At 34.9% G+C, this 13,391-nt stretch carries 14 protein-coding genes; 9 read left to right on the forward strand and 5 right to left on the reverse strand.

Annotation, left to right across the window (positions count from 1 at the left end):
• Positions 1-359: 359 nt before the first annotated feature.
• A complete protein-coding gene (locus tag G8Y85_RS07520; RefSeq protein WP_085622138.1) occupies positions 360-1,721 on the forward strand; it encodes a hemolysin family protein in 1,362 nt (453 codons plus the stop codon).
• A gap of 280 nt (positions 1,722-2,001) precedes the next feature.
• Complete coding sequence (locus G8Y85_RS07525; protein ID WP_103345897.1) at positions 2,002-2,967, forward strand: glycosyltransferase family 2 protein; 966 nt, start codon at positions 2,002-2,004, stop codon at positions 2,965-2,967.
• A 432-nt stretch (positions 2,968-3,399) separates the two neighbouring features.
• Here the strand turns inward: G8Y85_RS07525 and G8Y85_RS07530 are convergent, their stop codons facing one another.
• From G8Y85_RS07530 to queC, 5 genes are all read right to left on the reverse strand, one after another.
• Positions 3,400-3,657 (reverse strand): GlsB/YeaQ/YmgE family stress response membrane protein, encoded by a 258-nt coding sequence (locus G8Y85_RS07530; protein ID WP_037566470.1) that lies wholly within the window; start codon positions 3,655-3,657, stop codon positions 3,400-3,402.
• 76 nt (positions 3,658-3,733) lie between these two features.
• A complete protein-coding gene (locus G8Y85_RS07535) occupies positions 3,734-4,321 on the reverse strand; it encodes a hypothetical protein (protein WP_165805646.1) in 588 nt (195 codons plus the stop codon).
• 99 nt (positions 4,322-4,420) lie between these two features.
• Positions 4,421-5,134, reverse strand: coding sequence for a 7-carboxy-7-deazaguanine synthase QueE (queE, locus tag G8Y85_RS07540; protein WP_105989006.1), 714 nt, complete (start codon positions 5,132-5,134; stop codon positions 4,421-4,423).
• Complete coding sequence (gene queD / locus G8Y85_RS07545) at positions 5,127-5,558, reverse strand: 6-carboxytetrahydropterin synthase QueD (RefSeq protein ID WP_037566473.1); 432 nt, start codon at positions 5,556-5,558, stop codon at positions 5,127-5,129. The genes queE and queD overlap by 8 nt, the downstream gene beginning before the upstream one ends.
• Entirely contained in the window at positions 5,558-6,226 is a 669-nt protein-coding gene (gene queC, locus G8Y85_RS07550) for a 7-cyano-7-deazaguanine synthase QueC (RefSeq protein WP_103345894.1), read from the reverse strand. The genes queD and queC overlap by 1 nt, the downstream gene beginning before the upstream one ends.
• A gap of 456 nt (positions 6,227-6,682) precedes the next feature.
• Here queC and G8Y85_RS07555 point away from each other — a divergent pair, with 456 nt between their 5' ends.
• From G8Y85_RS07555 to ltaS, 7 genes are all read left to right on the forward strand, one after another.
• Complete coding sequence (locus G8Y85_RS07555) at positions 6,683-7,276, forward strand: anthranilate synthase component II (protein WP_165805647.1); 594 nt, start codon at positions 6,683-6,685, stop codon at positions 7,274-7,276.
• A complete protein-coding gene (gene pabB, locus G8Y85_RS07560; protein WP_165805648.1) occupies positions 7,260-8,393 on the forward strand; it encodes an aminodeoxychorismate synthase component I in 1,134 nt (377 codons plus the stop codon). The genes G8Y85_RS07555 and pabB overlap by 17 nt, the downstream gene beginning before the upstream one ends.
• A 3-nt stretch (positions 8,394-8,396) precedes the next feature.
• Positions 8,397-9,005 (forward strand): aminotransferase class IV, encoded by a 609-nt coding sequence (locus G8Y85_RS07565; RefSeq protein WP_107370576.1) that lies wholly within the window; start codon positions 8,397-8,399, stop codon positions 9,003-9,005.
• 12 nt (positions 9,006-9,017) lie between these two features.
• Positions 9,018-9,221: a hypothetical protein gene (locus G8Y85_RS07570; protein WP_085622134.1), complete on the forward strand. Its 204-nt coding sequence runs from the start codon at positions 9,018-9,020 to the stop codon at positions 9,219-9,221.
• 17 nt (positions 9,222-9,238) lie between these two features.
• Positions 9,239-9,922 carry a 5-oxoprolinase subunit B family protein gene (locus G8Y85_RS07575; protein WP_037566480.1) on the forward strand — a complete coding sequence of 228 codons (684 nt, stop codon included), beginning with the start codon at positions 9,239-9,241 and terminating at the stop codon, positions 9,920-9,922.
• The gene (locus G8Y85_RS07580) at positions 9,919-10,923 is read left to right on the forward strand and encodes a 5-oxoprolinase subunit C family protein (protein ID WP_037566482.1); all 1,005 of its coding nucleotides are present in this window, start codon (positions 9,919-9,921) and stop codon (positions 10,921-10,923) included. Before G8Y85_RS07575 ends, G8Y85_RS07580 begins: the two co-directional genes overlap by 4 nt.
• A 521-nt stretch (positions 10,924-11,444) precedes the next feature.
• Entirely contained in the window at positions 11,445-13,382 is a 1,938-nt protein-coding gene (gene ltaS, locus G8Y85_RS07585) for a polyglycerol-phosphate lipoteichoic acid synthase LtaS (RefSeq protein ID WP_060552434.1), read from the forward strand.
• The last annotated feature ends 9 nt before the right edge of the window (positions 13,383-13,391 follow it).

The raw sequence follows: 13,391 nt of genomic DNA on the forward strand, positions 1-13,391 counted from the left end.
GTTTGACATTACATTCAACCTCCAAGGCTCATGGATATGACACTTGGGGGTTTTTTATCTTTAGATCACATATTTTTATAGTTACGTGTTCATTTTTTACCTGAAAAACAATATTTTAAAATCGATAAAACCCAACACAATCTTCACTTGAATTAGGTTGTCAGGGTGAGTATTTATAGTATAATTTCACTAAGAATTATGCTATGATAAAATTAATATTTTTGCGTCTGGAGGGAGCTCAATGGGAAGGATTTAACATCAAGAACGGCACTAGCACAACGAATTAAATTTTTGATGTCATCGCCTTACATGAGCGATGCAAAATAACGGAGGTGAATCCCTTTCTATAAGGGAACTAATTGGATAGTACGACCATATTATATTTAACAATATTTGTAGCATTAATTGCATTAACCACAGTATTCGTGGGTTCGGAGTTTGCGTTAGTAAAAGTGCGTGCTTCACGTGTGGAACAACTCATTGCTGAAGGTAACGGCAATGCAAGAGTTGTGAAAAAAATGATTTCAAATCTAGACTATTATTTATCTGCATGTCAATTGGGTATTACAGTGACGTCGCTTGGATTAGGATGGTTAGGTGAACCATTATTTGAACGTATTTTACATCCTGTCATCGAATTATTACATTTACCGAATGCATTAGTCGCAACCATCTCGATTGTGACAGCATTTATCATCGTAACCTATATCCATGTGGTCGTCGGAGAACTTGCACCTAAAACACTCGCAATTCAGTATACAGAAAATATTGCGTTATTGTATGCGCGTCCACTTTACATTTTTGGTTTAATCATGAAACCATTAATTTGGCTAATGAATGGTTCTGCACGCTTGATTATTCGTTTATTCGGTGCAGACCCTAATGCAGGTAACGAAGCGATGTCTGAAGAAGAACTAAAAATCATTATGAATAATAGTTATCATGGTGGCGAAATCAACCAAACAGAACTTGCATATATGCAAAATATATTTTCATTTGATGAACGTCATGCTAAAGATATTATGGTACCGAGAACACAAATGATCACATTAAATGAACCGTTTAATGTTGATGAATTACTCGAAACGATAAAAGAACATCAATTTACACGTTATCCAATTACTGAAGATGGAGATAAAGACCATATTAAAGGGTTTATCAATGTAAAGGAATTTTTAACAGAATATGCTTCGGGCACACCGATTAAAATAGGGAACTATATTCATGAGTTGCCGATGATTTCAGAGACGACAAGAATTAGCGATGCATTGATACGAATGCAACGTGAACATGTTCATATCAGTTTAATCATTGATGAGTATGGCGGTACAGCTGGGATATTAACTATGGAAGATATCCTTGAAGAAATTGTAGGCGAAATTAGAGATGAATTTGATGATGATGAAGTCAATGATATCGTCAAATTGGATGACAACACATATCAAATTAATGGACGTGTATTATTACGTGATCTTGAAGAAGAATATGGAATAGCGTTTGAAGATTCAGATGATATTGATACCATCGGTGGTTGGTTACAATCTCAAAATACAGAGCTTGAACAAGACGACTATATTGATACGCAATATGATCGATGGATTGTTTCCGAAATTGAAAACCATCAAATTATCAGTGTATTATTACGTTATGAATGTCATGAAGAGCGTCATCGCATTGGTGATGAAGACGACGAGACACTAGAAAACGCTCAAGATAAATAATAAAAAAACGGACATGTTTGCTTATCTATATGATGTATAAGTAAGTGTCCGTTTTCTTTTCTTAATGCTCTAAGCGAATGTAATATAAAAATGGTTGAATCTTATCAAATGTTCACTTTTCGCTAGATGTCAGAGTACTTATATTGGTATAGTTAAAGGAAGAGTGACAACATTTTTTAGTTAAATATGTTAAAATATCAGCGCATTGTGATACGCAAACAGCGTTGATTGTTTTGTACGCTTATAAAAAAATAAAGTGGAGATAAGTAGGTGCACTATAATGAAATTGAGAGTCATCGTACCTTGTTATAACGAGACGGAAATAATAAAAGAAACCATTACTAAATTAACGTCAATTTTAGATGAAGCCTCTAAGTTAAAGTCATTTGATTATGATGTCTTGTTTGTTGATGATGGAAGTAAAGACAATACAATTGAAATTCTACAAAATGCTGCAGCGTCTAATGCTAAAGTAAAATATCTTTCTTTTAGTCGTAACTTCGGTAAAGAATCTGCCATGATTGCTGGATTTGAACATAGTACAGACTGTGATGCCGTGGTCATGATTGATGCCGATTTACAACATCCGCCTGAACTCATTCCTCAAATGGTCGATATGTATCGTGAAGGATACGACCAAGTGATCGCCAAACGTAATCGTGAAGGTGAAAATGCTCCTCGTAAATTCATGACACGTATTTACTACAAAATGATTAATTATTTTGTTGAAGAAATCCACTTAGAAGATGGTGTGGGTGATTTTAGATTACTCAGTCAGCGTGCGGTCCAATCACTTGTGAGTTTAAGTGAATATAATCGTTTTTCAAAAGGATTATTTGCATGGATTGGTTATAATACAAAAGTCATCACGTATAAAAATGTAGAACGTGAAGCTGGAGAATCAAAATGGTCTTTTGGTAGTCTACTGAATTACGCGATTGATGGTTTAATTTCATTTAATAATAAGCCTTTGCGTACGATGATTTATTTAGGTTTCATTATCTTTATGATGAGTATGCTTTATGTGGCGTATTTATTGTTTGATACCATTACACATGGTGTATCCGTACCAGGATATTTTACTATCATTGCAGCAGTATTATTTATCGGAGGCATTCAACTGATATCGATAGGGGTTATTGGTGAATATATCGGTCGCATCTATTACGAAGTGAAACGAAGACCCAAATATATCGTTCAAACTTCAAACCTACAACCTCCAAAAATGACACATGATCACGAATAATAGCAATGAAAAAAACTTTAAGTATCGGATATTATTCTATACTCAATAGGGATTGGGGCGTAACAATCCTGTAAATCAACTTAGCCAATAAAATTCATTCTTTTTACGCTCCCTATAAAGTAGACACTTAAAAAGTGAAAACTTTATAGGGGCTTTTTATATGAGGAGAAGCATCGTCAATGAAAACTTTACTTTAATTGTTTCCTTTGCTGAAACTTTTGAGGTGATTCGACTAGAAAAGCGAGCGTTAGGAAGAGTCGAAATTGAAATGATTAATCACTCCACTCATAGTTGTATGAGATTTTAAGTATAAAGCGATGCATCGCTATCGTTTGCAATATGGAACATTACCAATGATATATGAATAAAAAAAGACAAACTTGCTTTTAGTAAGCAAAGTTTGTCATTAATCATCTTAAAAAAATTTAAATTCTAGCGTTTTTTACCACGTAAAGCGCCTAAAATTAAAGAAATAAGTACGATAAGAATAATTGAACCAATTAAAGCTGGTAAAATGTATACGCCACCTAAAGATGGACCCCAATGACCAAGTAACGCTGTACCTAACGCTGAACCAACAAGACCAGCGATAATGTTACCAATAATACCACCAGGAATATCTTTACCTAGGATTGCACCGGCTGCCCAGCCGATAAGTCCACCTACGATTAACATTAAAATAAAGCCCATTTAAAAAACCTCCTTTATGCCTAAGCTATTGTCTTGATACATATACCACGTTTAAACAAAATCTAATCATCAATTTTTAAATTTTGTATAATTTTTCTAAAGTGATAAGGACAAAAAAGCAAAAATGGATGGTTAAAATGACATACCATTGCGGTGTCAATAAGGATAGGACGGTAAGTCCGAGTATCATAAAAAAAGTACCAATCCATAGAGGATTTTTAACTTTAATTTTTTTATAAAAGTTTTGAAAGTAAGGTGAATGAAAAGAACTCGAAAAAAACAAAATGCCCCCGAATATAAAAATGGTCGGTGCTGCAAATGGCACGGACATATAGTACGATTCATCACCAGTTTGGTAGGTAATTAATAATGTCATGCTTACCATAATTGTAAAAATCGCCAACAGAAATTTTTGTTTATACACTTTAAACGGTGTCTCTTGACGATCAACATAAAAATGAATGATGGTCCAAGCAATATACATGAACATTGCAGCTAAGGAGATAAAGGTAACTTTCCCTAATAGTATTTGATTTAAAAAACTATTGATTGCAATCGCTAACAATGCGCTACTAAATCTAAATGACTGAAATTGGTTTTTATATAAATCGAACATTAAAATAATGCCGACGACTACAATATTCAATATAACAAAAAGGACCATTGTATTCTCCTATCTTTTAGTTCATCTTTTCATTATAACAATAAGATGTTGAGATAGCATGTGAAATGGTCCTTTTTTATTTATTTAATTTCTTATAATTTATACGCCTTTTTTATTGCTCCATAGTAACGTATGTAGTTGAGGTAATACGAATACATTGTTCATTGACGGGTCTGTCATGACACGATCAATTAAAGTTTCATATCGAGCAAGTAATTTATCTGTATGATGGTCTACGTCAGTTTCTAAATAAGGATTACCAACTTGTAAATAAAATGGCAGGTGAGGATAACGGTGATGTATTGTCTGAGCGAAATGGTAATCGTCATCATTAAAAATAACAACTTTTAAGTTCATCGTTTCAGGTATACATTGGTCAATGACTGAATCTAAAATATCTAAATTTTGTTTCATACCTGAACTTGGTGGTTTTGGTGATACTGTTAAATCATTAATTTGACGCATCCAAGGTTGATATTTACTTCCTTGCGTTTCCAGTGCCGTTTGAATGTCTTGAGATTGAAATAAATCGACGAGTGCTTGAATGCCTTTAATTAAGGCGGGGTTACCACCAGATATTGTCACATGATTAAATTGATTACCGCCAATGGCTTTAAGTTCATGTAAAATCGCTTCGGGTGTCATCATCCGAATTTCATCTTTTGCACTACCGTCCCATGTGAATTTAGAATCACACCAACTACATCTGAAATCACATCCAGCCGTTCGTACAAACATCGTTTTTCGTCCAATGACGCGGCCTTCACCTTGAATCGTAGGGCCAAATATTTCTAATACAGGTATTTTAACCATGTGGTGTCTCCTTCTTCTTTGGTCGGTAAACGACATAACTCGAAGGCGTTTCTCTTAAAAATACTTGTACACATTGCGGTTGATGTGGAAGGGTTGCTAAATGTGATGAGACAATACCGTAAATCGTTTCGGCAACAATTTCAGTAGAAGGCGACTTCCCTTTAAAAAGTGGTAAATCATTTAATAAATGATGATCGAATTGATCGTGTACCAATTGTTTTAACGTGCTGAAATTAACGAGAAATCCTAAATCATCGAGTACATCACCAGCAATAGTTAAATTCACAAAATACGTATGACCATGGACACGCTCGCATTTTCCAGCACGTTTATCACAAATGGCATGTGCTGCTGAAAAGTTAAAATCTTTATTCAGTTCATAAATATAATTGTGAGAGACTTGGGGATACATTTGATGTAGCATTATGATTGCACTCCTTTCTCGTTTAAATAGGCTTCTAAGCCTTTTTGTCTTAATAGACATGCAGGACATTCACCACATCCATCAGCAATCACACCGTTATAGCATGTTAAAGTTTGTGTTCGAATATAATCCAATGCGCCAAGTTCATCGCTTAAAGCCCAAGTTTCTTTTTTATTTAACCACATGAGTGGGGTGTGTATGACAAAGTCTTTATCCATAGCGAGATTCATCGTCACATTCATAGATTTTATAAATGCATCTCTACAATCTGGATAGCCAGAAAAGTCAGTTTCACATACACCAGTGATGATATGCTTTGCATTAATTTGATAGGCAAGTGCACCTGCAAAAGATAAGAAAAGTAGGTTACGTGCTGGAACAAAAGTGTTAGGTACACCATCCGTTGTATCTATCGTCATATCGTGAGAAGTTAATGCATTAGGTGAAAGTTGACTTAAAAGTGACATATCTAGAACGTGATGTTTCAATCCTTGTTCAGCCGCAATCTTTTTTGCGACTTCAATTTCTTGGGCATGGCGTTGTCCGTATTCAAAAGTGACAAGTTCAACTTCTTTAAAATGTGCTGTCGCATAAAAGAGGCAAGTGGTACTATCTTGACCTCCACTAAAAACGACAAGTGCTTTTTCATTTTGAAGCACGTCAGACATAAAAAACCGCTCCTTTTTAGAGAAGCTCCTATAAATGTTATCAACACAATTGAGTTTAGCATCGAAGTGGTTTTCTATCTTATTATACGCAGCGAATTTTAAACGTATATTAAAGGGGGAGACGTTGTATCATGTTTAAACTCATTGTAGTATATGAGAAGGGTGTGGACTTCAATCCAAGTTGCCTTCTCTCTTCGTCCATAAAAAAAGCCTGTCTTCTTATTTGAAAAGACAGACAGGACTAGACCAAATCATGTGATGATATCATTTCACATCACGAAAAGGTGTCTAGTTTTTTATAGAGGGTTAATTGCTAGGAACCTCTGTCTTTTAGTTACGTTCCATACTTTAATACATTTATTAAGAGAAAGCAAGATGAAAATTTGATAACCCCTTTGTCAATCACTCTCACATCTGTGATAATAGATTTATTATAGAAAAATGAGGCGAATTAACATGATAGTAATGATAGATAATAAAGATTCGTTTACATATAATGTTGTTGATTTAATATATCAAGCGACATCATGCCATGTTGAAGTTATTGATATTCATGATGTAAACATCGATACACTTCAACGCATGCAACCTGAAGCCATTGTGATTTCCCCTGGACCTGGCACTCCGAAAGATTATCCAATATTGTTTGATGTTTTAAAGCATTTTGAACAACAATGTCCCATACTCGGGGTATGCCTAGGATTTCAACTGATTGCAGCATTTTACGGGTGTCACATCATTAAAGCTCCTTGGCCTATCCATGGACATACAACAACGATGTATCACAATCAAAGTGATTTATATGAAGGGCTGCCTTCTCCGTTTAAGGTGATGCGTTACCACTCTTTAATGATAGATATCGCAACATTGCATAATCCTTTAACGATAACAGCGAAAAATGACGACGGCATTGTGTTAGGTATTAAACATGATCATTTACCTATTTATGGGGTGCAATATCATCCCGAATCTATTTTGTCAGAATATGGCTGCACTCAAATGAACAACTTCTTTAGTAAGGTAGGTTTAAAACATGGTTGCCACATTTAATTTTCAATATTACGCTAACCCATATGAGACGGAACAATTACAGTACATATTTGACAACTGTTTTTATCATTCTATCGCTAGGGACCTCTCAGAAGTTGGAAATGTCATTAGCGAAGCTGAAACATATCAAAAAGCGGGATATTATGTTGTGATTTATTTACCCTACGAAGCCGCAAGTTACTATAACAACAATTTTAAAGTGAAAAAGCCAGAAGATGGGATTTATGCCGCTTGTTATGTCTATACCAACCCAGTACATGGTAAGTTTGACGTGACGAGAGATGTTCCAAACGCAATGAATTTCACCTTTACAGAAACAAAAACGCATATTCAAAATCAAATTAAACGTATTCATCAAGAAATCATAGAAGGTGAAACGTATCAAGTGAATTATACGACGCGATTAGAAGCATCTCAATCCATGACGATTCAATCATTATATGCGAAACTGACATCTAAAATGAATGGGCACTATACGGCGATGATAGATACTGAAGCGTTAAAAATTGCTTCTATTTCACCAGAATTATTTTTCCAAGTTGGACCTTTTCAAGACGCAACACGAACAATTGTTAGTAAACCTATGAAAGGAACAATGCCACGAGGAGCGACGCAACATGATGATTTACATAATGAAACCACATTACAGACCTCGCCAAAAGACCGTGCTGAGAATGTTATGATTGTAGATTTATTACGAAATGATATTACACGTATTGCGACGCCGGGTACAATTCGTGTGCCAAGGTTGTTTGATGTGGAACGCTACCCTACCGTTTTTCAAATGACATCAATGGTGACGGGAGATGTAGACGAGACAGTTACGTTAAATGATATGCTACGTGCGTTGTTTCCATGTGGCTCAATTACAGGTGCCCCTAAAGTGAATACGATGCGTATCATAGATGAATTAGAAGATGCACCTAGACATATTTACTGTGGGGCACTAGGCCTTTGCTTGCCTGATGGACGTGCTGTTTTTAACGTTCCAATACGTACGGTACAGTATGTTAATCAGAAAGCCATCTATGGGGTGGGTGCAGGAATAACAATTGATTCCGATGTTGATATGGAATATGCAGAGTTTAAGGATAAAACTAAAATATTAGAGGGATAAGCGATGGAGCTATTTGAAACGATGCGTTTAGAACAAGGTCATATTTTGCGAGAAGCGTACCACCGAAATCGTATTAAGCAAGCATGTACTGATTTGAACTTTGAATTTAATGAAGCGGCATGGTCCAAATGTATATACCGCTTTCAAGAAAAGTTTCAAGTCGGCACATATCGCGTTAAAATAATCGTCGATGATAAGGGGAGGATTCATGAAGCGTATGCCCCTTTACCCGACACCACTGTGATGTCAGCGCGCTTAAAAAAAGTGGCGCATTCGACACCAATGTGGCAAAGAATATATAAAACGACAGAACGCGACTATTTAAAACATACACATGAGACACAATTAATTTTACTTTATAATGACAATGAAAAAATTTTAGAATTTGATATTGGTAATGTCGTCGTTGAATATGAAGGGCTTTATTACACGCCACCTTATGAAAATGATTTTCTTCGTGGATGTATGCGCCAATCATTACTTGATGAAGGTCAAATAACAACAAAATTATTGAATATCCATTCATTAAAGCAATTTCTACATCAAGGTGGTAAACTATGGATGATAAACAGTTTGAGAGGTTGGGTACCTGTACAACTGAGTGACATTTAGAAGGTGAGCTGTGTGATACTTTTATATCTATTATGTATTATCAGTTTGTTGTGGTTAGGGCAATGGATGAATCATCAATTATTAAATCGACAATTAGAATGGCTTGCGTATCTGTGGCTTATATTAGTGCTCTGTATGCAAGGTGTTTTAATATACCATTTTGTAAAAGCGATTTTGAAATGGCTCATGTTTATTTTAAAGTTATTCTATAAATAATTACTGGAGTGAATATCATGAAGGTTTATAGCCAAGGCGATCAAGCGATTGTCGTTTCATTAAAAGGTGCACTGACACCCGAAGCGACAGAGCGTTTATTAGTGTTACGCCAATATTTATTGGAACAAAACTATCCATTTATTACGGAAATCGTTCCAACTGAAACAGACATGCTTATCTCATATGACGCAAGACAAATGATGAAACATTTAAATGTAACTTCGCCATTTTTACATATGAAATCTTTAATAGAAAAGATTGACTTAAGTCATAAAACTTGGGATGAAAAGCGTCATTGTATTAGAGTGCCCATCTATTATGGAGGAGAGTATGGTCCGGATTTTGACTCGATTTTAGAAGAGCTTGGTATTACACGTGAAACGTATATTCAACAGCATACTGCGCCCGAATATTTCGTATCTATGATGGGCTTTTCGCCAGGTTTTCCATATTTATCAGGATTACCAGAAGCACTTGCTGTTAATCATACTGCTAAAGAAAAACAATATATACCGGCTGGTTCTGTCATATTAGAGAATAAAAAATGTGGTATTACTACGACGGATACTTATGAAGATTGGCTCGTGATAGGCTATACACCTTTAAAACTCTTTGATGTTCATCGCGAGGATATGGTACTCATGTCTATTGGTGATCACGTTAAATTTTATGATGCCGAAGAAAGAGGTGGGGCACGATGACAATCATCATAGAAGAAGGCGGCTTATTTTCAAGCTTTCAAGATTTTGGACGTGTGGGATATGAACATTTAGGTGTCATTCGAAGTGGTGCGTTAGATGTGCTCGCACATGAAATCGCGAACCGACTAGTGGGGAATGATAAAAATGAAGCGACACTTGAAATGACGAATCAAATGGCACGTATTCGTTTTACAGAACCTACATTAATCGCGCTATCAGGCGCACAAGCTATTGCGCAAACACAAGATATGCGCGTCAAAATTAATACGTTATATTTAATGAATAAAGGCGATGTGTTGTCTTTTGATCATATCAAACGTGGTGCGCGTGTCTATATGGCTGTCGCAGGTGGCTATGAAGTAGATCAATGGCTAGGCTCCACTTCAACGGACATCATTTCTCAAATGGGTGGCTTCCATGGCCATACGTTAAAAGACGGTGACGAAATTCAAATGAAGCGTGATTATAATGAGCGTCATCATAAATTATTTGAAAACCTTGAAGAAACAAGACATACGGATTGGGGAGTTGATGGGTATGCACTCTCATTTAATTACCTTTCAGATGTCGTGCATGTTATTCCTAATAAAGGGACTGAAGACTTTGATGACAAGATTTTAACGCAATTTACCCGCGGTGAATATCGTGTGACAAGTAAAGCGAATCGTATGGGCATTGTTTTAGAAGGTGCACCCATTAAAGCGTATTATAAGGGGTTTCCACCACATCGTTCTGTAAAACGTGGCACGATTCAAGTAAAAAAAGATGGGTCACCTATCGTATTGTTAAATGATCATTACACTTTAGGAAGTTACCCTCAAATAGGTACTATTGCAACGTATCATCTCACGAAAATCGCCCAAAAAAGACAGGGCTCTAAAATTAAGTTCCAATTCATAGATGTTCTTCAAGCTGAACAAAACCTCGTTAAATATCACAAATGGATTAAACAGTTGTTCCACGGTATTGAATATCGTATGCAAAGTGAAATGTTAAAATAAATACTATAGTGTGAATAAGAGGAAAGGTAAAGGAAGGTCGCGCATACCATTTCTTTACCTTTTTATTTATAATTTAACAAATGAATCCCAAAGTGACGTCTATCTTTACAGTAATTAGAATGAAACGATGATGTTATAGGTTGCTATGGTTGCGTTTTAATTTTCTACAACTGTAGGCCGAGTACAAATCATACTATAGCCGTTATAATGAATGTTATTGAATAAATAGACACCATTGTTAAGGGGTTATGAACTACGTATAAATACAAGATGATTTTAATTTTGAGTAAATATAAATTTATTCGAAATAAAGCCTAAAAACCCTTTTTCACTTGAAAAATGACACTAATTCGTATATATTGTTATATTGAACTTACATATGTTTATTACGAAAATGTTACAATTATAAAGAGAATTCAATTTATTTATTGATAAAATGAACTTGATTGAGATGCAGAAAAAAATATGAACTTAAACTGTGCTAAATGCACCATATGAGATGAAAATATGGGGGAACATGAATGGAAAATAATAGAAAGAAGATAGGGATTTTCACGTTTTTCTTATTAATGGTATTAACAATTTCACTAAAAACGTATTTCGCCTATTATGTTGACTTGTCACTCGGTGTTAAAGGACTTACACAGAATTTAATTTTATTAATGAATCCTTATAGCTTACTTGCACTTATTTTAAGTGTATTCTTATTCTTTAAAGGTCGAAAAGCATTCTGGTTAATGCTTACTGGCGGTTTCTTATTGACGTTTTTATTATATGCGAACGTCGTATACTTCCGATTCTTTTCAGACTTTTTAACGTTTAGTACGTTAAATCAAGTCAGTAATGTCGACTCAATGGGTGGTGCCGTTGGTGCATCATTCCAAAAGTATGATTTTGTGTATTTCTTAGATATTATCGCTTACTTGTATATTTTAATTTTTAAACAAAAATGGTTAAGCTATAATGTTTTCCATAAAAAGTTTATTCCAGTTGTAATGGCAACTGCGGTCGCACTATTTTTCTTAAACTTAGCGTTTGCAGAAACAGATCGCCCGGAATTATTAACACGTACATTTGATCATAAATATTTAGTGAAGTATTTAGGTCCTTATAACTTCACCGTTTATGATGGGGTAAAAACAATTCAAAATAACCAACAAAAAGCTTTGGCTTCTGAAGATGATTTAACACGTGTATTAAACTATACAAAACAAAAACATACAGCACCTAATATGGAATATTATGGTAAAGCCAAAGGTAAAAATATCATTAAAATTCATTTGGAAAGTTTCCAAACGTTTTTAATTAACAAAAAAATTAACGGTCATGAAGTCACACCATTTTTAAACAAATTGTCTTCAGGCCAAGAAGATTTTAGATATTATCCAAACTTCTATCATCAAACAGGTCAAGGTAAAACGTCTGATGCTGAATTCACGATGGATAATAGCTTGTACGGCTTGCCACAAGGTTCTGCGTTCTCATTAAAAGGGGACAATACGTATCAGTCTTTACCGGCTATCCTTAAACAAAAAGAAAATTACACATCTAATGTGATGCACGGTGACTACAAAACATTCTGGAACCGTGATCAAGTATATCGTCATTTCGGCGTTGATAAATTTTATGATGCAACGTACTATGATATGTCACCTGAGAACTTAGAAAACTTAGGTTTAAAAGATAAAGAGTTCTTTAAAGAATCAGCAGACTATTTAGACAAAGAAAAACAACCATTTTATTCTCATTTAATTACTTTAACGAACCACTACCCATTTACATTGAGTAAAGAGGATGCCTCTATTCCACCAGGCAATACGGGTAACTCTACAGTAGATGGTTATATTCAAACAGCTCGTTATTTGGATGAATCGGTAGAAGCATTTATTAACGACTTGAAAAAACGTGGTCTTTACGATGACTCAGTGATTATTATGTATGGTGACCACTATGGTATTTCTGAAAATCATAATAAAGCGATGTCACAACTTCTTGGTGAGCCAATTACACCAGCCAAGTTTAATGATTTAAATAAAACTGGTTTCTGGATTAAAGCACCTGGTGTAGAACCTAAAGTAGATCCAACATATGCAGGTCAAGTCGACGTGATGCCTACATTACTACACTTGATGGGTATTGATACTAAGAACTACATTATGCTTGGAACAGATATGTTATCTAAAGATCATAAGCAGCTCATTCCATTCCGTAATGGTGATTTTGTAACTGATAAATATAAATATGTGAATGGTAAAGCATATAGCCATAAGGATAATAAACCAATGGCAATTCAACCAAAAGACTTAGAAAAAACGAAAAATCAAGTTGAGAATGACTTAGAAATTAACGATGAAATTTTAAATGGCGATTTAATGCGTTTCTATAAAAACCCTGATTTTAAAAAGGTAGATCCACGTGATTACCATTATGAAGCAGGTCCTAAAGGAAAAGATAATTAATTCGTTTAA

Source organism: Staphylococcus sp. 11007852, from assembly GCF_011394325.1.
Taxonomy (GTDB): Bacteria; Bacillota; Bacilli; order Staphylococcales; family Staphylococcaceae; genus Staphylococcus; species Staphylococcus agnetis.

What these genes read in the sequence shown, in the direction of transcription:
- G8Y85_RS07525 (WP_103345897.1), top strand. Translation starts at nt 2,002, where the DNA reads ATGAAATTGAGAGTCATCGTACCTTGTTATAACGAGACGGAAATAATA.
- G8Y85_RS07530 (WP_037566470.1), bottom strand. Translation starts at nt 3,657, where the DNA reads ATGGGCTTTATTTTAATGTTAATCGTAGGTGGACTTATCGGCTGGGCA.
- G8Y85_RS07535 (WP_165805646.1), bottom strand. Translation starts at nt 4,321, where the DNA reads ATGGTCCTTTTTGTTATATTGAATATTGTAGTCGTCGGCATTATTTTA.
- queE (WP_105989006.1), bottom strand. Translation starts at nt 5,134, where the DNA reads ATGGTTAAAATACCTGTATTAGAAATATTTGGCCCTACGATTCAAGGT.
- queD (WP_037566473.1), bottom strand. Translation starts at nt 5,558, where the DNA reads ATGCTACATCAAATGTATCCCCAAGTCTCTCACAATTATATTTATGAA.
- queC (WP_103345894.1), bottom strand. Translation starts at nt 6,226, where the DNA reads ATGTCTGACGTGCTTCAAAATGAAAAAGCACTTGTCGTTTTTAGTGGA.
- G8Y85_RS07555 (WP_165805647.1), top strand. Translation starts at nt 6,683, where the DNA reads ATGATAGTAATGATAGATAATAAAGATTCGTTTACATATAATGTTGTT.
- pabB (WP_165805648.1), top strand. Translation starts at nt 7,260, where the DNA reads ATGGTTGCCACATTTAATTTTCAATATTACGCTAACCCATATGAGACG.
- G8Y85_RS07565 (WP_107370576.1), top strand. Translation starts at nt 8,397, where the DNA reads ATGGAGCTATTTGAAACGATGCGTTTAGAACAAGGTCATATTTTGCGA.
- G8Y85_RS07575 (WP_037566480.1), top strand. Translation starts at nt 9,239, where the DNA reads ATGAAGGTTTATAGCCAAGGCGATCAAGCGATTGTCGTTTCATTAAAA.
- G8Y85_RS07580 (WP_037566482.1), top strand. Translation starts at nt 9,919, where the DNA reads ATGACAATCATCATAGAAGAAGGCGGCTTATTTTCAAGCTTTCAAGAT.
- ltaS (WP_060552434.1), top strand. Translation starts at nt 11,445, where the DNA reads ATGGAAAATAATAGAAAGAAGATAGGGATTTTCACGTTTTTCTTATTA.